Origin of the sequence: Aliiglaciecola sp. NS0011-25 (assembly GCF_040370605.1) — a bacterium.
GTDB classification, from domain to species: Bacteria; Pseudomonadota; Gammaproteobacteria; order Enterobacterales; family Alteromonadaceae; genus Aliiglaciecola; species Aliiglaciecola lipolytica_A.
On record NZ_BAABWR010000013.1, the window covers coordinates 50,356 to 70,746 of the forward strand.

General features: G+C 41.2%; 16 protein-coding genes. 12 read left to right on the forward strand and 4 right to left on the reverse strand.

Features of this window, described 5'->3' with window-relative positions; translation table 11 throughout:
- Nucleotides 1-189 precede the first annotated feature (189 nt).
- From ABWV72_RS12645 to ABWV72_RS12665, 5 genes are all read left to right on the forward strand, one after another.
- The gene (locus ABWV72_RS12645; protein ID WP_353370910.1) at nt 190-1,149 is read left to right on the forward strand and encodes a 3-hydroxyacyl-CoA dehydrogenase family protein; all 960 of its coding nucleotides are present in this window, start codon (nt 190-192) and stop codon (nt 1,147-1,149) included.
- 66 nt (nt 1,150-1,215) lie between these two features.
- Nucleotides 1,216-2,214, forward strand: a complete 999-nt coding sequence (locus ABWV72_RS12650) for a fumarylacetoacetate hydrolase family protein (RefSeq protein ID WP_342804937.1) — start codon at nt 1,216-1,218, stop codon at nt 2,212-2,214.
- Nucleotides 2,215-2,414: 200 nt separating this feature from the next.
- Entirely contained in the window at nt 2,415-3,194 is a 780-nt protein-coding gene (locus tag ABWV72_RS12655) for an IclR family transcriptional regulator (protein ID WP_216047133.1), read from the forward strand.
- Nucleotides 3,178-4,596: a fumarylacetoacetase gene (gene fahA, locus ABWV72_RS12660; protein ID WP_353370913.1), complete on the forward strand. Its 1,419-nt coding sequence runs from the start codon at nt 3,178-3,180 to the stop codon at nt 4,594-4,596. Before ABWV72_RS12655 ends, fahA begins: the two co-directional genes overlap by 17 nt.
- 4 nt (nt 4,597-4,600) lie before the next feature.
- Nucleotides 4,601-6,085: a sodium:solute symporter family protein gene (locus ABWV72_RS12665; RefSeq protein WP_353370915.1), complete on the forward strand. Its 1,485-nt coding sequence runs from the start codon at nt 4,601-4,603 to the stop codon at nt 6,083-6,085.
- 327 nt (nt 6,086-6,412) lie between these two features.
- On the opposite strand, the gene ABWV72_RS12670 is transcribed toward ABWV72_RS12665, so the two are convergent.
- Complete coding sequence (locus ABWV72_RS12670; protein ID WP_353370917.1) at nt 6,413-7,129, reverse strand: PEP-CTERM sorting domain-containing protein; 717 nt, start codon at nt 7,127-7,129, stop codon at nt 6,413-6,415.
- A gap of 307 nt (nt 7,130-7,436) precedes the next feature.
- On the opposite strand from ABWV72_RS12670, the gene ABWV72_RS12675 reads away from it, so the two are divergent.
- Entirely contained in the window at nt 7,437-7,619 is a 183-nt protein-coding gene (locus ABWV72_RS12675) for a hypothetical protein (protein WP_353370919.1), read from the forward strand.
- Nucleotides 7,620-7,741: 122 nt separating this feature from the next.
- On the opposite strand, the gene ABWV72_RS12680 is transcribed toward ABWV72_RS12675, so the two are convergent.
- Complete coding sequence (locus ABWV72_RS12680; protein WP_353370921.1) at nt 7,742-10,168, reverse strand: TonB-dependent receptor plug domain-containing protein; 2,427 nt, start codon at nt 10,166-10,168, stop codon at nt 7,742-7,744.
- Between the two features lie 244 nt (nt 10,169-10,412).
- Here ABWV72_RS12680 and ABWV72_RS12685 point away from each other — a divergent pair, with 244 nt between their 5' ends.
- The 5 genes from ABWV72_RS12685 (at nt 10,413) to ABWV72_RS12705 (ending at nt 17,543) form a co-directional block, all read left to right on the forward strand.
- Nucleotides 10,413-11,726, forward strand: coding sequence for an aminotransferase class V-fold PLP-dependent enzyme (locus ABWV72_RS12685; protein WP_353370923.1), 1,314 nt, complete (start codon nt 10,413-10,415; stop codon nt 11,724-11,726).
- Between the two features lie 174 nt (nt 11,727-11,900).
- On the forward strand, nt 11,901-12,533 hold the full coding sequence (locus ABWV72_RS12690; RefSeq protein ID WP_353370924.1) for a PEP-CTERM sorting domain-containing protein: 633 nt from the start codon (nt 11,901-11,903) through the stop codon (nt 12,531-12,533).
- Nucleotides 12,534-13,069: 536 nt separating this feature from the next.
- Nucleotides 13,070-14,497, forward strand: a complete 1,428-nt coding sequence (locus ABWV72_RS12695) for a lipase family protein (protein WP_353370926.1) — start codon at nt 13,070-13,072, stop codon at nt 14,495-14,497.
- A gap of 136 nt (nt 14,498-14,633) precedes the next feature.
- Nucleotides 14,634-15,926: a M24 family metallopeptidase gene (locus ABWV72_RS12700; protein ID WP_353370928.1), complete on the forward strand. Its 1,293-nt coding sequence runs from the start codon at nt 14,634-14,636 to the stop codon at nt 15,924-15,926.
- A gap of 105 nt (nt 15,927-16,031) precedes the next feature.
- Nucleotides 16,032-17,543, forward strand: a complete 1,512-nt coding sequence (locus tag ABWV72_RS12705) for an Hsp70 family protein (protein WP_353370930.1) — start codon at nt 16,032-16,034, stop codon at nt 17,541-17,543.
- A 91-nt stretch (nt 17,544-17,634) separates the two neighbouring features.
- On the opposite strand, the gene ahr is transcribed toward ABWV72_RS12705, so the two are convergent.
- Entirely contained in the window at nt 17,635-18,636 is a 1,002-nt protein-coding gene (gene ahr / locus ABWV72_RS12710) for an NADPH-dependent aldehyde reductase Ahr (RefSeq protein WP_353370932.1), read from the reverse strand.
- Between the two features lie 184 nt (nt 18,637-18,820).
- Here ahr and ABWV72_RS12715 point away from each other — a divergent pair, with 184 nt between their 5' ends.
- Nucleotides 18,821-19,738, forward strand: coding sequence for a LysR family transcriptional regulator (locus ABWV72_RS12715; RefSeq protein ID WP_303500842.1), 918 nt, complete (start codon nt 18,821-18,823; stop codon nt 19,736-19,738).
- A 19-nt stretch (nt 19,739-19,757) separates the two neighbouring features.
- Here the strand turns inward: ABWV72_RS12715 and ABWV72_RS12720 are convergent, their stop codons facing one another.
- Nucleotides 19,758-20,267 carry an NUDIX hydrolase gene (locus ABWV72_RS12720; protein WP_216047114.1) on the reverse strand — a complete coding sequence of 170 codons (510 nt, stop codon included), beginning with the start codon at nt 20,265-20,267 and terminating at the stop codon, nt 19,758-19,760.
- Between the last annotated feature and the right edge of the window lie 124 nt (nt 20,268-20,391).

The following is a 20,391-nucleotide window of genomic DNA, read 5'->3' on the forward strand; positions in this document are numbered from 1 at the left end:
GTCAATGCATGTGTTTCACATGTTGAAACGCTTTGAAAGTAAACTGTGGGCCCTGTTGTGGCATTATTTGCGCATATACTGCAGATTGTCTCATATGGTGAAACGCCTATCTTGCTGATGAATACTTATCACCCTTACTATTGTTAACGAAAGTTTAACAAATTAAATCCAAAAATCGGGTGATTAGTCATGGTTTCTCAACAAATAAAGCAAATTAAGCGCGTCGCGGTAATTGGCGCGGGCGTAATGGGTGAAGGAATTGCGCAAGGTTTTGCGCAAGCCGGTTTACAAGTCGATGTATATGATATTTCGGAAGAAGCCTTAGTGCGATGTGAAAATGGCATCGCGCGTAATTTAGAGCAGTTTAAAAAACATCAATTAATCACCGAAAACCGAGAATATATACTTCAGCGAATTAGCTACACAGCAACCACCGATGTCGCTGAGTATCTCTCATCGACGGATGTGGTGATTGAGGTGCTACCTGAGCTTATTGAGCTTAAACAATCATTGTTCGAGCGCCTAGATAAGTTACCTGAAAATATTATTCTAGCCACTAATACCAGCAGTATGACGGTGTCTGAAGTCGGCGCCAAAATGGCCACGCAGCATCGTTTGATTGGCCTGCATTACTTTAATCCTGCACATATTATTCCTGCAGTAGAAGTGCATAAATGTGCGCAGACCTCACAACAGACTATTGATTTAACCCTTGAACTAATGAAATCAATTGGCAAACAGCCGGTTTTGGTTAGAAAAGAAATTCCGGGATTTATCATTAACCGTCTAACCGGTGCAATGGAGCGAGAAATCGATTATTTGTTGGAGCAAGGGGTAGTCTCACCTGAAGACTTAGATACTGCTGTAAAGGCCAGTTATGGTTTCAGGCTTGCGTGCCTTGGACCAATGGAAGCCGAGGATATGATTGGCTTAGATACCGCAGCTAGGGCATCAGCCAACATTTTCCCAACGTTAAGCAAAGCCGATTTACCCTCGCAACAACTTATCGATAAAGTTGAGCGTGGGGAATTAGGATTAAAATCCGGTGAGGGCTGGTATCAGTATCACGACGGGCGCGGTGACAAAAAAGTGGCAATAAATAACGAACGTTTGCTGCGTCAACTAAAGCTTTTCATTGCAAACAATTAACCCAGCTTATCGAAACTAAAACTCGTTTTTATTAACGACAAATATTATTTGGCAAGGATTACACCTATGAAACTTATTTCTTTTTCTGTCGACTCTCCCTTTGGACCGATCAACCGTATAGGTGCGCAATTGCGCGAGTATGTTGTCGATCTTAATTTCGCTTACGCGTTTTATTTGAAACAGCACACTGATACTGAGCGTTGCCAGCAAATAGCCGATGCAATTGTTCCCGCTGATATGTTGTTGCTGTTACAAGGCGGCAGCTACAGCATGGAAGAGGCGAAAAAAGGATTGAATTTTGTTAAATCTCGCTACACAAATAATCAACCCATGTTTGGACCTGACAACCAGCCTTTACAATTTTTGATGTCGCAAGTTACTTTGCTCGCCCCTGTGTTACGTCCAAATTCCATACGCGATACTATCAGCTTCGAAACCCACGCCAAGAATTTTGAAAAACGAACGGGTAAACCGATTCCAGAGCTTTGGTATCAACAGCCGCTTTATTACAAAGGTAATACAAGCACGGTTTGCGGTAATAACAGCATCATCCCATGGCCAAAGTATACTAAAAAGCTCGATTTTGAATTGGAATTCGGTATTTATATAGGCAAAACGGGACGCAATATAAGTGCTGAAGATGCAGCGTCTTATATTGCCGGTTACACCATATTTAATGATATTAGTGCAAGAGACGTTCTTCAGCAGGAAATCACTATGCTTTTAGGGCCTGCGAAGGGAAAAGATATGGATATGGGGAACGTAATGGGACCTTGTCTGGTTACACCCGATGAAATTGATCCTGCAAACCTGAAAATGGAAGCACGAATAAATGGAGAAACTTGGTCGTCGGGCAATACATCTGACATGTATTGGAGCTTTGCCCAAATCATAGAGCATGTATCAAAGTCTGAGACACTCTATCCGGGGGACTTTATTGGTTCTGGTACCATCGCCTTTGGTTGTGGTGACGAACTTGAGCGATGGATAGAACCGGGAGATAACATTGAACTGGAAGTTGAAGGTATCGGTATCCTGCGCTCTCAGGTCGGTTCACCCGAGTAATACGCTGTTTTTTGCCTGTAGCAGAATGCACCCTGCTATGGGCTTTTGCCGCTCAATGATTAATTTTCAAACCTCCCTTCTTACAAAGTGTTCACAAATTAAATACACTATATAAACTTTTTGTCTCAAATAGTGAGACACCTTTATTGCGGAATTTAGCGTCGGCAGTAATATCTGTTTAACCAATATTAGGGGGCGCTATGAAAGAATGTGACTCATCGTCTACCGTAGACAAAGCCATTCGTATTCTCATCGAACTGGCCAAAGAAAATCAAGAAGTTGGCACTACGAGTCTAGGCAGGAAATTGGACATTCATAAAGCAACCGTGTCTCGGTTGTTAATGAAGTTGGCCGAGCATGAATTTGTATATAAAAACAAAGAAACAGGCAAATATTGGCTAGGACCGGCTATCTATCAGCTTGCAATGACCATGGCAGATGTCAATTTTGATGAAATTCTGCATTTAGCAAGACCTCATATAGACGAGCTTAGAGACTCATTACAAGAAACGGTTACTTTGGAAATATGGTTAGGTAACTCTACTGTACCTACTTACTCCGCTCCTTCTAACCTGCCGTTAAAAGTGGTGCTTCCACCGGGCGAAGTCCTGCCATTACACACCGCAGCCGGTGCCAAAGCAATACTTTCATACATTCACGACGAGCGGGTAGATATGTTGTTGAAGGGGGAGCTTGAGAAAATAACCCCCAATACCATTACGGATAAACAACAATTACGCCAACGACTGATTGATTACAACAAACAAGGGTATGCCACGGATGAGGAAGAGTTGCATTTAGGAATATGTGCAGTGGCGGTGCCAATCTTTAATAGTATCCGTCAGCCAATTGCTGCCATTGTGGTGTTAACACCGTCTTCTCGCTTTAGCCAAAAACTAGAGCCGTCGTTAATCAGTAAATTAAAAAAGAAAGCCGCTGTTATCGGCACGGAGATGATGAAACGTGGAATCAGATATTAAACTCGCGCAACACAATCCTTTTGTAGATGAAACTCATAATCCGTCACTAATAAGTTGGCTGAAAAGTGCCAACGGGCACCCGAGTTTCCCAATTCAAAATTTGCCGTTTGGGGTCTTTATTGACGCCGAACAGATACCACGCTGTGGCGTCGCTATTGGTGACTTTGTGATTAACCTTCACACCCTCGGATTGCAGCGGATTTTCAGTGGTAAAGCGCAAATTGGACTCGACGCGCTAAGGGAAACCTGTTTGCAACGTTTTATGTCTTTAGGGCGAGAGTTCTCTGTGGCGTTTCGGCAAGCGTTATCTAATGCCTTAACGGATGGGTCTCAGCATGAAATGGCCGTTAGGAAGGCGTTAATTCCAAGCGCTGACGTAAGTTTTTGTCTGCCTTGTCAAATCGGTGACTACACTGACTTTTATTCGTCAATTCATCATGCGACTTCGGTAGGGAAATTATTTAGACCAAATAACCCTTTGCTTCCAAATTATAAGTGGCTGCCCATTGGTTATCATGGCAGAGCATCAAGTATTCACCCTTCTGGTATACCGGTTTTTCGTCCTATCGGGCAAACCTTAAATGCCGATACTCAACAACCAGAATTAACAGCCACTGCGAAACTCGACTATGAAGTTGAACTGGGAATTTTCATCGGTCAATCTACGGAGTCATTTGAGCCGGTTTGCATTCAGCAGGCCGATGCTCACTTCTTTGGCGTTAGTATGCTAAACGATTGGTCAGCGCGGGATATTCAAGCTTGGGAATATCAGCCTTTAGGTCCGTTTTTGTCGAAGAATTTTATAAGCAGTATTTCGCCTTGGATTATTACCGCTGAAGCCTTGGCACCATTTAGAGTGCCGCCAACGAATTACCAAGATAGGCCTGAAGTTGTAAATTTACAAAGCAATGAGAATAGCCTTTTAGGGGGATTCGATATTCAAATGACATGTCACATTAGAACTGAACAAATGCGACATCAAGGAATTCCAGCATTCAAGTTAAGTCAAACCACGTTTAAACATGCATTTTGGACTATAGCGCAGATGATAACCCATCATACGCAGACTGGTTGCAACCTTAATTCTGGTGATCTTCTTGGGTCGGGAACGCAATCTGGGCCCACCGAAAGTGAGGCCGGCTCTTTACTTGAAATTACCCAAGGCGGGCAACATCCAATCCATTTACCCAGCGGTGAGAAACGTTTTTTTCTTGAAGATGGGGATGAGATTGAAATTTCCGGTTATTGCCAATCAGAAAATGGATTACGCATTGGAATTGGTTCTGTTAGTGCTGTTATTTATCCGCCCAAAAACACTAAACCGACACAAACTATCAAACCTGCTGCAAGTAGTGACTCTGCGCTTTGTCACAGCGATCCTGTCGCGCATTTAGGAGAGTAAATCCGTGAATATAACCCTAATTATCTGTGTGCTTGCTTATGAACTGATTCTAATTGGTGGAGTCGGTTATTACGTATCAAGGCAATCTAAAAAGAGCACTGTTGCCCATGATGCCGAGTTTACTCATGGCGGACGCCAGTTAGGCGTCACTGTGATTGCCGCCACTTTGGCTCTTACTGTGCTAGGTACGCCGCATATTATGGGCATTTTCGAACTGTCATGGGATATGGGAGCGACCTCGTTGTGGTTCTCAATAGCACATGTCATTTTGTTGGTGATAGTTTGTTTGAGTACCGGCCTGTGGATGCGTCGCACTGGGGTGAATTCTGTACCTCAATTGCTCGAAGATTTATATAACCCAGGGATTCGAGTGGTGGTGGGCTGCGTGATGGCTGGCTCCATTTTTGGCGTATTAACCTTAGAAACCCAAGGTCTGGCGATTTTGCTCTCGGCTATGACCGGGTGGAATGTGCAATACAGCGCAATCGCTGGTGGAGTATTAGGGATACTCTACGTGGTGTTAGCGGGTATAAAAGAGGTGGGTTGGATAAATGTGGTAAACGCCATCCTCATGTATATAGCTGTTATTCTGGCTACCTTATTTATTGCCTTCCAACTTCCAAACAACGATTTTAGTTCGGTTGCCGATTTTTATGTCAGCAGCGGTAACGAAGAAGCCTTGTCGGTGTTTGGAAATCCACATTTATTATGGACATTCGCGTTTGGTTTGGTTGTTGCGTTGGTATTTAGCCAACCGGCCAATCAGCCGCTATTGCAAGTTTGCATGAGTGCAAAAGATGAAAAAACCATCGTTAAAGCACTTTGGATTGCTGCGCCTATTAACGGCATGTTTGGGGTTTTCATTTGCGTGATAGGCCTAACGGCTAAATCAATTCCAGAATTTGCAGCCTTGGGTCCGAAGACAGCGGCCACGACCATGTTGGTTAATATGCTTCCTGGTTGGTTGGTGATTCTATTACTGGGTTCATTTATGGCGGCAATACTTTCGTCTTTTGCGATGACTGCCTTGGCACCAGCTACCATTTTTAGTAACGATATTTATCGTCGATTTTACCGTCAAAACGCGACAGAAAAAGAAATCGCCAAGGTGACACGAATCGTAATTGTGGTGTTATCCATTATTGCCATTATGGTGGGCTCGTTCTTACCGCAAATATTGGCGTCTGTTGGTTGGGTTCTTGCGTGGTTAATGCCGGTATTGTGGTTGATCGTAAGCGGCTTATTTTGGAAGCGTTCAAGCATAGGTGCGGCAATTACATTAGCTTGTGTGTGGTGCGTTAATACCGTCTGGTCTTTTACCAACCTGCTACAGGTGCTAGGAATGGCAGATATTCCTAACTCTTACATTATGCTGATTTTGACGGTATTTGTAGGTGTTACTACTAACTTACTGTGCCCTGGTAAAGATAAGTATTTCAATTCAGTGGAATATAACGCGCAAGTTGTTGCAAATAGTAAAACAAATTGAAAAAGGAAGTAACATGTTCTGGCATATTTTTTTACAAGTATTTATCATCATAATAACAATCATGTTAATAGGTTATGCTTTTTACCGAATTTTTTATGCGGGTAAGTGGTAATAACCGATTAAAAATAAACGAGGGTAATATCATGCAAGAATTCGAAATCACTCATTTTTGGATGTTAGGTGTAATGTGCGTTATGTTTATATTTTTAGGCGCGGCACTTATTGGGCATTATCACAATCAACCACGTTAAACTTTATTTCTGTTCATTCAATATAATAAAAAGGGTCATTATGGGTTTCACACTGACCCTTTTTGTTTTTAGCTATTTAAGATTTGCGGCGACGCAAACCCATAGCGAACATGCCTAAACCAAGCAGTGCAATTGCGCCTGGTTCAGATACCACACCATAAGTTAGGTTGTCATAACGCACATCAAATGAATTTCCATCATTCTTAGCGTTCAAAATAATATCACCAAATGAGCTTGTACCAGATGCTGTTTCTGAGTACACCATAGTGCCATTAACAAAATACTGCACTCCGTTATTCGCAGCTTTGTAAGCAATCGTGTTGAATTCATCTAGATTAAAAAGCGTTGATAGGTCAACCCACGCGTTATCCCATATTGCTAAACCAGCGCTAGGATCGGTAACTCCGGGTCCTTGAAATTCTATAATGGGGTAGCTAGATATATCATTCGTATCATTTTTGCCAACTCCCCACATACCAGCGAAACGCTCGCTATTAGACCACGCCGAATCAATGTACATATCTACTGATACGAAGTTTGAGCCAGTAGTGTCGATTTTCATACCTTGAGTATCGTAAAATGCACTGGGGCCAGTACCAAAAGTTGAACCATCAATACTCATCACAAGTTCATTATTTATAATTTGGAATCCCGCTGGCGCAGCACGGTCTACAGAAAAATCTGCCAATGAGTCGCCATTATCAAAAGTCTTAGTGACCAATGTTGCTTGACTAGACATTGTCATAAACGCCGAACCTAAAACTGCTAATTTCATTAATTTAGAAAAATTCATAATACTTCCTTTTTAATTTAGATTTTCACAAATTTTTAAATTTGCACTCTGGTTTTTTTGCATATTCCAAGCCAAAATAAAATATTATTAATATTCAGTAGCTTAATTTTAATTTGTTATTTAAATGTTAATTTTTTTGACAGTTTATCGGAGTGTTAGGGAATAAAAATATGCAGAGTTAACTCAACTCGAGAGCATAGAGTTTGTTAACGTTATCGTCTTTACTGAACAGAAAAAATCCTAGATTGTCTTATACTATTAAGCACAATGTTGTGAGTAATTAACTTACTCTAATGTGAGTGTGACTATGAACCCGAGACAAATAAAAAAGCTGAAAAAAAGCATACAAAAGGTGGAAGATGCAGTTGATGTTAGTTCTTCACCTTGTGATATGGCAAGGTTTGCTGATTATTTTTTGGGTTTGGATAAAGAACCTAAAAAAACGATAGAAGCGAAACTGCCCATCAAACACCAAGAAGAGCCAGATTAGTCATCTGCTATGCTGATTTGTTTAATACCTTTTATTGTTAATACTGCTAGCCGCAAACAAAAAACCAGTGCTGCAAGAGCACTGGTTTATATGTATACAAAGTTTACAAATATCTACTAGCTTTAAAGTTGAAACGATGCACGAATGTATAGATTGCGCCCATCGGTATCGTATGGAGCGTTACGGGAATATATTAAGCCTCGGTTTGCTTGATAAACCGCTTCTTGTGGATATGAGTCAAAAATATTCTCTGCCCCAAAGTTTAACGTCAGTTTTTCACTCACATTATAAGAGGCCGATATATCAGTGAAAAACTCGCCATCAAAATCTTGGAAAACGTCTCCATCACTGTTCCCTGAATAGTCAGTCCAAGAGCCGTAGTAGCGAACTCGCGCCATCACACTAACGACGTCCATTTGATAATTTAGGCTAAGGTTCGCGGTATTTTGCGGCAGGATATTTTCGAAACGGTTACGGGTGGTGTCGTTGCCAACTAGACTTCCATTAAGTACTTCAGTTTTGTTGTGATTCAGCGCTGAGGTTACCGATAAAACACCTTGGTTTAGATCAGTGGTATAACCTATTACTACATCTATCCCTGTGGTGCGCGTATCAAAGTCATTTTGATAAAAGTTAACGCGGGTAATACTCTCGCCACCCGGTACACCTAAAGATGCAAATTGTATTCTTTCCTCATCGCTTACCGTGTAAGTAGAAGAGGTGCTCAAGCGATTATCTACATCTACTCGATAGAAATCTAATGATGAGTGAAAGCCGCTGTCATGACGATAAACTATTCCTGCGCTCAGATTGTTTGATTCTTCCGCTTCAAGGGGGTTGATTGTCACGTCTTCACGTTGTGACAATACCGCTGCCACATCACCTTCAGGTGAAAAACGTCCGGTTGTGAAAATATTTAGGGTATTGGTGTCTAGTCCTTGGGAAGTACGCTCACTAAATAGTTGCCCTGGTGTAGGCGCTTTGAATCCTGTGGATACAGTTCCTCTAAGCGCTAAGTCACTATTGATTTCATAGCGCGCAGAGAGTTTACCGGTCAATTTACCGTTGCCATATTCTGAATATTTTTCATAGCGTGTGGCTAAGCCAATCGTTAATAGTTCGCTTATTGGTAAATCTATATCCACATAAACTGATTGGCTATTTTGACTGGATTCTCCTGATTGATTTGGCGAAAATCCTGGGAAACCATTTGATCCAGACGGCAAACCCACAACTGCTCCTGGGCCTATTTCATAAGAGGCCAAATCACCGGGTTTTATTTCATAAGTTTCTTTACGATATTCTGCGCCAAATGCAATATTCGCTGCGTCATTTAACATGGATGAAGCCCATAGATAATTAAAATCGGCATTAACGTTGGTTTCGGTTTGATTTAATTCACCAATATAGAAATCGGTTGGACTTGCTGGGCCTAGCGAGGCATTAATACTATTGGACATGTTATATTCGATACGGTTTTGTCCAAAACCGACACTAAGATCCCAATCAATATCGTTAGATAAAGTGCCCTTGATTCCAAGATTAACTGAGTGGTCGCTGTCTTCATGACCAAACTGGGGAGAAAAGCCGGCAGGATAGGTTTCCCTTAGATCAAAGTCAGGAAAGACATCAGTTAAATTAAAAGCGCTGGTGCTGTCTGGATTACGCCAGTTAAAATCAGTTAAGCCCTCACCTTGACCAAAAGTTGCAAACAAATAAGTCATGCCGATTTGGGTGTCTAAACCTGAATTCAATGCGATTCGCCAGGTTTCTGTCTCCGGCTGTCCCCAGTTTTGTACTGGATTAGGGACTTCCACCTCAGGGTGATCTGCTGCGAACTGGATCGCGTCAGGACGTTGTCGGCTGCGGGAGGTTTTCTGCGCATCTGCATATTCAAAACTGATGGTGACAAAACCATCATTGCCTAATTCCATTCCGCCTTTAATACCTGTTCTGATATTTTCTCCGTCTCCTTCGGCATATTCAGAGTATTGGACAAAGCCTTCAAGTCCTTGGCTATCATCCAATATGATGTTAATTACCCCTGCAATCGCATCAGAGCCGTATTGGGCCGATGCACCGTCGCGTAAAACCTCAATTCGTTTAATTGCTGAAGCGGGAATTTGCGATAGGTCGGGCGCTTGTGCACCATTGCCGCCTAAAAGGGCTGAACGGTGGCGGCGTTTACCGTTGATTAATACCAATGTGTGATCGGCTGATAAACCCCGTAAAGACGCGGGGCGAACAAATACTTGGCCATCGGCCATAGGTAATCTTTGTACTTTATAAGAAGGCACCAATTGAGCGAGGGTATCTGATAAGTCTTCCGATACTGTTGCCATCAATTCATCTGCAGCAATTAGATCAATTGGGGCGCTGGAATCAAATACGGTTTTTTCTGAAGAACGAGTTCCTGTAACAATGATACTTTCTAAGTTTTTATTTGTTGCGGCATCAGGTGCCTGCTGAGCCTGAGTTAAAGACGGAATTGCGGCACTAATACTGCAAACAAGACATACAGAACGAGAAATTTTTGACAACGTAAACATAAATTAAACCCTAATATCATTTAGATGTGAATTTTGATGGGCGCTACTGTTGCACGTTTAAATGACAAAATGGTTAAGGAAAAATGGCAGTTTTATTTATACTTAGTGTTTGATTTTATTGGATTTTAACTTTTGGTAAAATAAACTCTCGCAGATCAAATATCGATTTCAGATTCCTTATTTTATCAAAGTGTCATAAATTACATTTATCCTAACCGTCTGATTTAAAATAATAAGAAAGCACATGAATCACTCTAAATTTTCATTGAGCCGTCGTAATTTGTTAACCGGAGTTGCCACTACTGCTGTTGTTTCATCATTTTCGGCGACAGCTCAAACCGCAAATTCAGCCCTTGCGCTGCCTTCTTTGAGCAATCGAACGGCCGATAGTTTAGCTTCAGATGAAGCATATTGGGCTGAAATTGCGAGCTATTACAATCGCACTCAAGGAATTATTAACCTAGAACATGGTTATTGGGGGAAAATGGCAAAGCCGGTAATAGAGGCATATCAGCGCGCCACTAAGATGGTAAATGACCAAAATTCATTTTACGCACGCAAACACTTCCCTGCTGATATTCGTGATGCAATGAGTCGGGTGGGACAAGCTCTTGGTACCCAAGAGGGAGAAATAGTGTTAACTCGCAATGCCACTGAAGCCATCCATAATTTAATCCGTCAATATCAAGGTCTAAGTGCAGGTGATGCGGTGTTATTCGCCGACAGTGATTATCCAAGCTTTAAAACTATTATGCGGTGGCTAGAGCAGGATCAGGGAGTCGAAAGTGTTGAAGTGATAACACCGGCTTTGGCTGATCAGCAGCAATTATTACAATCATACGTTGATGCTTTTGATCGCAAACCCAACATTAAGCTTATGTTACTCACCCATGTAAGCAACCAACATGGTTTAGTTTTTCCAGTAAAAGCCATTGTCGAAGAAGCACATAAGCGAGGCATTGATGTTATCTGTGATTGCGCGCAATCTTGGGGCTTAATTGATTATAAAATTACCGATCTTAAGGTTAACTGGGCAGGGTTTAATTTACATAAATGGATCGGTTCTCCGGTCGGAGTAGGGGCTTTGTACATGCGAAAAGGGGCGCTGGATAAAATTGCGCCTTATCCTGGCGAGTATGACCTTGATAACAGCCGAGCGTACACCCGTGTGCACACAGCCACGGCTAACTTCGCTGCATTTTTAACGGTACCGACCGCACTGGATTTTCATCAGGCCATTGGTGGCGAAAACAAACAAGCGCGACTTCACTATTTGCGAGACTTGTGGTTTACAGAAGCCCAATCCATGAACCATATCGAGGTGTTAGGTGGAAAAGACAGTATGTCTTCCACAGGCATGAGTTCATTTCGGATTAAAGGAAAAACCACAGTCGGTGATGCGAATAAACTGCAACAACGCTTGGAAAACGATTTTGGAATTTTTACGGTTATTCGTAAAGGTTTAGATTCAGGTGCATGTATTCGAATTACACCGCAAGTATTTACAAGTGCCGATGAAATTCAGCAACTAGTAGACAGCTTAAAGCAGCTTGGTTAGCGTTTTGAAACGACAAAAATTTGAACAATTAAAGGAGGTGTCAATTGTCAATGATTTTTACATTTTGATGATGAAAGAATATTTTTTTTACATAACCTTTTGATTTTATTTGTTTTAAATTTTGGCCTGAAAATTGTATTTGACCAATTAATAAAAACAAAAGAGTAAAAAAACATGCAATACAAAAAGTTAATCGGTACGTTAGCTACCACATTTTCACTTGTTCTTTTCAGTGCATTTAGTCACGCTACAATCTTAACGCTAAACGATATTTCTGCAAATTATCGATTTGAAAACCTTCCTTCTTATTCTGAATCTGGATTTAACATTTCAGTTAATTGTAGCAATTGCGTCAACGTGTTTTCTACTGAGGAAGCAATGAGTGGTTTTGGTGCTCTTACTGCATCAGCTGGCTGGGGAGCAGATGGGCGTTTCCTTGAAACTTGGAATACGTCGTCAGTGTTTTCGTTAACACTTAACTCAGGGTTTGCGTTTGACCTCATTGGTCTAGATATTGGATGGTTTAGCAATAGTGTAAGTAACGCGAGTTGGAACGTAAGAGCTTTTGATAAAGCAGGCAATCAAATCGGTGCTCAAGACAACTATACTGGTATTGGTACGTTTGCAATGAATTATTACAACGTTTACAAAGTAGAACTTCAGAACAATGATGGTTATAGTTCATTTGATAACCTACAAGTGGCTCCCGTTTCCGTTTCCGTTCCAGAGCCAGAAGGCTTGATGTTGTTGGGCTGTGCATTGTTATTTGTATCGTTTACAAGACGTCAGAAAGCACAACGTCGATAAATACAGTTAAGTATTTATTTGATAGACAAATAAGCATTTTTTTAAAAACCAGAGTGAATCAGTGAATTCACTCTGGTTTTTATTTATAGGATGGTTTGAAATATTTTTTATACAACTAAGTTACTTAGATCAGCACAAAGTTCATAGCCATTGCAATTAAAGATAACAGTGAAAATTATCACCATGCTTTGCGGGTCACTTACCAATTCTCTACATCCCTTAAAGTCACAGAGTCTTCATCGATAATAGACTTCAGCATACTGGCACAGGCAGGGTCAAACGAGGGTGAAATTATTGATTTTAATGGGTGTCTTGATAGTAAAAAATTTATGGGTGTCTCAATAATTTGCACCGCTTTTAACATGGGTGTCTCAATAATTTGTACCGCTCTTAACATGGGTGTCTCAATAATTTGCTGTAGCAGGGTTATCGCTGGCTAAATTATAAAAAACTGCTAGTTTTAGATTAAAAATAGTACAGTCAGACAATAGCCATAGCGCTAGTACGGGCTTTGGAAACTAATTAAGGAATGATTTGTGTCCATTAATAATAATAAAAAAGAGTCTAAAGACGAAGTAAGTCAAAATGATACGCCCATAAAGTTAGTTACCGTCCATGGTACTGGGGCGGGGGATGTCACTAGTTCAGGAGATAAGTGGTGGCAACTTGGTAGTGTGTTTATGGATGAACTGCAAAAGCGCTTATCCCTTGATCCCACGCAAGTAGAAATTGTGCCATTTCAATGGGAAAACGGCCCTAATAGTGAAAGTAAAAGGCGAGAAGCAGGGGCTGAACTAGCTGAACAATTACACTTCTATGACCAAGCTAAGCAAGACTATTATTTAATTGGGCATAGCCATGGGGGCACGGTTATCTATAACGCCTTATTAAAATCAGTTGCGAATAAAGCGCCTTTTGAAAGATTGAAACTGTGGTGCACAGTTGGCACCCCTTTTTTAGATTACCGACCAAACACGTTTCTATTTCAACGTCTCAAAAGCATAGGCTTGACCATTTACACTACGGGTTTAGTGTCATTAGTGTTGGGTATATGGATCATGCTTATGACGTTTTTTAAATCTGAGTTTAATGAAAATATAGTGACTTTGGGTTATTCAATGACACTTTATGGGGTTATTACTTATGCATCTCTTTGGTTGTATGAACGTCGAAAAAAGAGTTGGTTTACTAAAAAACAAAAGCAGCAAGTAGAAGAACTTTACAGGGCATCGTGGTGCGGTTTGTGGCACAAAGAAGACGAAGCGATTAGTGCACTTAGCAACGTGCAAAATATAAGTGCACCGATTATTCCGAACACATTTCTTCTCCCTGTAGTTGCCGGCTTTCAGTTTGGATTAGTTATTTTGGTTGGGTTGATTTTTTCGTTTGATTTGGCTGTTAATGGCGGTGACCTATTAACCTATTTTGTCACCTCTGAAGATGGCTCTGAAGGTTTCAGTGTGGGCGGAATTACTTTCTCAATCGCATTCGAAATTTTACTTATTTGGATACCGTTAACCTGGGTTCTTACCAAATTATTAAGTTTATTCGCGCATTTGTTTGGTCGACCACTGGCTTTTCTACTGAATAAAGTTGTGTGGGCATCCATTCAAAAACGCGCTTGGGGCGATGATTTACTAAAAGAAGATGTACATGCAATCAGCTCGCATCCTCCTGAGTTCAAACACAAGTGTGATTTTCTTTGTGATTCAATTGCAGATCCACTGCGCAAACACAGCGAAAAAAATGCGATTAAAACCCTGCACAAAGTGCGCTTAGTGTTAGGCATGTCTGAAAATGCCGGCACGACACCAGACATTCGCACAGAATTGAGTGATAGCCTCAATTGGCAAGAGTTAATACATACTTCGTATTTTGATGTGCCAGCCTTTATTGACTTACTCGCAAAGTCTTTACAAGAAGCGGGGCTGGTTACTAGTCATAAACAAACCTTGACTGGCTAATCAAACGCGCAGCTAATCTTCGGTTGTTATAAATTAGCAATCCAATCTATGTTGGTTGCATAGTGCTGTTATTGTATTTATGCTTCTGCAGGTTAAATTTTCTCACTACTAATTAAAAAAAAGGAAGTAATAAAAAGTGAAATTAATCAGTGTGTTATTAGTCATATTTTTGCCTTTCATGGCATCTGCGCAGTTTTCTGATCCATCTCCATGGCCGGAAATACGCAAGCAAAGAATTGCTACTTTACTGCCATCGGCACTGACTAAGGCAAAGGTGGATGCATGGTTGGTAATTTGTCGCGAGAACAACAATGATCCGCTGGCTGACCATGTGGGGTGTGAAAATGCGGGACAAACTGCGGTATTTTTATTCTATAACCACAATAATCAATTTCACTCCATGGCGTTCTCTCCGGCTGGCGAATCTACTGCTCTCAAAGACGTGAACTTGCTTGATGAAGTTGTATCAGTAGAGCGAAGTGGTTCTGCTATTCAAACTGCAGCGAATTTTATTATCGACAAAAATTTTGCCAATATTGCAATTAATATGTCGACTAAAAATGCGCAAGCTGATGGTATTAGTTTCACCCAATATCAGCAACTTACGCAAGCATTAGGAACTAAATTCAGTCAACGTTTAACCTCAGCTGAAGAAGTGATCTATCAATGGCTGTCGATTAAACTGCCCGCAGAAATTGATATTATGCGTAAGGCGGCCGCGCTAACAGCGCAGTGGCAGATTGAGGCTTATGAGCAAGTCATTCCTGGTGTGACTACCGATGCAGATGTGGCGCGTTTTCTTAAGCAGAAAATGCGTGAAGCTGGCGTGACCGATGGTTGGGCTGCAGCACAAAATCCCAATGTGAATTCTGGAACAGATCGCGGTCATTCTCATCCAATGGAAAAAATTATTCAGCCTGGGGATGTGATTCAAACTGATTTTGGTATCCGCGTTTATGGCCGTTGGGTGACGGATATCCAACGTTTTGCCTATGTACTCAAAGATGGTGAAAACACGGCACCAGCAGACATTCAAAGCTACTGGGAAAATGCTAAGCAAGGCCAACATGCCGCTTTCACTGCAATGAAGCCTGGCGTGAAAGGGATTGATGTGGATACTGCGCAGCGTAAAGTGATGGAAGCAACGGGCTCAATCCCTTTGATGTGGAGTACAGGTCATCCGGTTGGATATGTTGCCCATGACACAGGTCCGAATCTAGGTGGCTCCCGTGCGGTTAGCGTTAGACCGTCTTCACTAAGAACGTTGTCGAAAGGAATGACATTCGCCTTTGACGGTTTTTATAGTTGGTCATTAGATGATGGGCAACCAAAAACCATTTCGGTTGAAGAGATGGTAGAAATCACTGACGATGGTGCTGAGTATTTAATTCCTCCTCAGCAAGAACTTATTTTGATTAAGTCTCAATAGGGTGAATGCCATTAGATATATTTTCTTAGTCACAAACAATTGATGAACAGTCGCGGATTTTACATTACAATCCGCGACTTTATTTTTCACTAGTGTTGGGCACAAATGGCAGCGATTGGTATAGATTACGGAACCTCAAACTCAGAGGTGGTTTATTTTGATGGTGAGAAACATCATTTTATTAAACTTGACCCTGATCTTGATGCAGCTAATAAAATTCGATCCTCAGTCTTTATTTATTATGAAGACGATTTGCCATTGCCACCGGTCGGGATTATTGAAGCAAAAGTTGCGCAAATTAAACGTGCGATAAATGACCAGATTGAAAAAGCCAAGCAAGGTTATTACGAGGCTGTCGATCCAAGAGAACAGCGAATTTACAGTGAAAAAATAGACGACTTGCGAGGTGAATTACACAACCTGCCAGCCTTGCAACGCAAAGCTATTCAGCTGTTGCTAAAAGACATGACCGTGCAAGATTTATCTTTGCAGCAACTGGTTGAAACAGGCAAGTTTGCATTTGGCGAAGAAGGGTTTAAGCGTTATTTAAAAATGCCTGATAAGGGCCGTCTTATTTACTCACCCAAAAACTTTCTTGGGGCGACTTTAATCGCTGGTCAGCAACAAGCGTTTGTGGGAATTATCGCTAAACAACTTGAGTTCTTCCGACTCAGTGCCGAAAAACAACTGCAAACTTCTGTGCACACTGCTGTCATTGGCCGTCCGGTTAAATTCCATGGTACACGCGGCGATGCGGGCAACAACCAAGCAATCGATATTATGACCCAAGCCGCTCAAAAAGCGGGTTTCAATAAGGTGGAGTTTCTCGAGGAGCCCATTGCGGCAGCCTATCAAATTGAACGTACTCTTGATAAACCAACTAATGTGTTGGTGGTTGATATTGGCGGCGGCACAACGGATGTTTGTTGTATCAAATTATCCCCTGAAAAACGTGCAAACTTAGATCGTCAGCAAGATGTACTGGCTGTAACAGGAACCCGCTTAGGGGGGATGGAATGTGACAAAAACCTGATTGTGAAATCTATTGCACCGACTATGGGTCAGGAGCTATTAACGCAAAATGGTTTACCGATTCCACCTACTTACTTTTCTGATATGTGCGCGGTTGATGATATTTCAAAGCTAAACCGCTTTTTTTCTGAAGATTACGGCTTAGAAATCGCACAAACCATGTCTATTACCAAAGAGCCTAGGCTATTAGAAAGATTGTTAATTGTACAAGAACAAAAATTATCAGCCAGATTAGTTAACTCTTCTCGATTAGCCAAAGAATTGTTGTCATCTAAAAATGAAGTGACGTTACCGCTATATTATATTGAACCAGACTATGATGTAGAAATTACCTTGGCAGATTTAAACCGCTCAATGCAAACCTGGATGCGCAGAGTAAAACGTTTAGTCACTCAGTGTTTGGAAAATAGCAGTGAACCGCCTGAAATGTTATTTATCACTGGTGGCATGAGTTTGTCGCCCATCGTTAGAAAAGAACTGCAAGAAGTGATGTTACCTCACCTGCCCGTGATGGAAGGGGATGCTTTTAATTCAGTCTGTGAGGGACTGGCAATACAAGCCAGTAAATTAACGCAAACTAATTAATTGAGTAATGCGTGTTTATTTAGAATATTGAGCAATCTACCACCACAACTTTGTCGTGGCGGTAGATTAACCCAAGGTATCAAGGTTGCTATTAGTGCTGCAATACGATGCGGTAATGAGGTTTACCGTTGCGTAATCTGTCAAGGGCCTCATTGACTTGGTCGAATGGGAAATATTCAGTTATTGGCTCAACTTTATGCAGAGCTGCAAAATCTAACATCGTTTTGATTGTCGCTGGGCTTCCAACTGGCGATGAAGATACTGAGCGCTGACCGGCCATTAATGGGAACAAGCTTAAATCTAGTGGTTCTGTTGTCGCTCCAACAAAATGCAAACGACCCTTTGGCGCTAGCGTTGCCACATAAGCATTCCAGTCAAGTTTTACATTTACCGTCGATATAATTAAGTCAAAGCTGCCTGCTGCTGCTTTTAACTCTTCTTGTGAACTGCTATTGAGCACTTTGTGTGCGCCCAGTTTTATTAGCTCGTCTTGTTCTTTAGTATTGCGAGTAAAGGCTGTCACTTCGCATCCCCAAGCATTCAGAAATTGCAAAGCTAAATGACCCAGTCCACCAATGCCTATCACCGCAACTTTGTCTGTTGGTTTGATATCGAATTGTAATAAAGGATTAAATACCGTGATGCCACCACAAAACAATGGCCCGGCGCTTTTTGGATTAATATTATCTGGCAGCGCCACAACTGCACTTGCTTGAGCGCGCACACGATCAGCAAATCCGCCATGTCGACCACCTAATGTCAGTTCAGCCGATGAACATAGGTTATGGTCGCCAGACTGACAGGTTCTGCAAGTATTGCAATAACCTGATTGCCAACCTAGACCAACCCGTTGACCTACTTTCAATGAGCTAACGTTTTCACCTACAGCGTTAATAATTCCAACAACTTCGTGTCCAGGAACGAAAGGATATTGGGTAAAGCCCCACTCATTGTCTAACATGCTTAGGTCACTGTGGCAGATACCGCAAGACTCAACGGTAATATCCACGTCATCGTGCTTCAAAGGACCTGGATCGTATTCAAACTTTTCTAATTTGTCTCCAGCGGCATTAGCTGCATACGCTTTAATCATTTTAATTCCTCGCATTTAAGTGGTTATTGCCTAGTAAACGGCATCGATGAGACTATTTTATGGATTTATTAAGAAGTGACAATCCATTGAAAAGAAACTCTGAGTTTCCAATATGGAAACAATGTTGTAAAATCTTCGAAAATAAAATTCCTAAATCAGTTGATTAAGCTTTGAAGATATCTAAATGACGAATAATCAGGTAATCGATTTAAAACTGTTACGACATTTTGTGGTAACTGCGGAAACGCTGAGTTACACCGAAGCGGCTAATATACTTAACGTAACCAAGTCTAAGTTGAGTAAGGATATTGCTAAACTCGAAGGGGAGTTGGGCAGTAAAGTGTTTGAGCGCTCTTCTCGCGTTGTGCGTTTATCTGAAACTGGGAAAATTCTTTATAGCCGTGCTCTGGTGCTGTTAGAAGACTCAAATCATCTGTTAAATGATATCAAAACACTGAATAGTAGTGTGTCAGGAAAGTTAAGTTTAGCTGCACCTCCGGCTTTGGGAAGGGTATTAAGCAATAGTCTTTTGCCTAACTTTTTGAAAGATTGGCCTCAAGTTAGCCTAAGCCTTAAACTTTCTTACGAATATGAAAATTTATTTAAGGAAGGCTTAGATTTGGCGTTTCGGATGGGCAAGAATCAAGATGAAAACCTGATTCAACGGCAAATCGGTAAAGCAAATAGAGTATTAGTAGCCTCGCCTAATTATCTTAAACACCATGCAATCAAAACCGTTAAAGACTTAACGTCGTGTAGAAGTGTTCAATTTTTTGAACCAACACAAAACACATGGACACTGCAAAATGGTGAAAAAACTGAATATGCATCCGTTCCTGTGGCATTTCAATGTGCTGATTTTGTAGCGGTTTTAAACTGTGTGAAAAATCACTTAGGGATTGCTCAATTGCCTTGGTTTTTAGTTCGTGATGGGATTAAGTCTGGTGAATTACGGCAGGTTTTGCCTGCATGGGTAAGTCCCAGTTTACCCATTTATATGGTTTATCGACAAGGTTTTAACAAACCCAATAAGCTCGCCGAGTTCCTAAGTTACATTGAAGCTCATAAATCCATGTTTGATTTAGAATTTATGAGCTCATGAGACAGGAAAAAATACGCTTTTAGCTTGCACTTATAAATTTAGCAACAGCATTGGCTAACGATGGGAATGCGATTGCACTGACATCAACATCTTCTATTGCTATCCATTTAGCTTCCAGTATTTCAGTTTTTTCTAAGTGTATCTTCGGTTTTTCGTTTAGCTCACAAACAAACGCGCTATCTATGGTGTTGTAATTGATATTTTTATAAAGATATTGATTCGGAAAAGAGCATAAATACTGCCACTGTGACGGAGCAATCGATACATTTAACTCCTCCATTAATTCTCTACTTAATGCTTGTTCTAAAGTTTCATGGAAATCCACAAAACCACCCGGTAGATCGAGTTTTCCTTTACAGGGATGCTTAGCACGAACTGTAAAAAGTAACTCGTTGTGGCAACTTATAATTGCGCCAACGCCACCGGCGGTGTTATGAAAATAAACAAAGTCACAGTTGGCACATTTCCAGTATCGCTGACTTACAAAACTAATCTCGGTACTTTTACATTGAGGGCAATGTTTAAACATGTTCTGGCTTTTTCGTTGTTGAATGTATTTATTGCCGATTTTACACAAAATGTGGCGACAAGGTGGAACTCATACGCCGTTTTGTTTGTATATTCGAATCAACATTATTTACTTGCGATAGCCG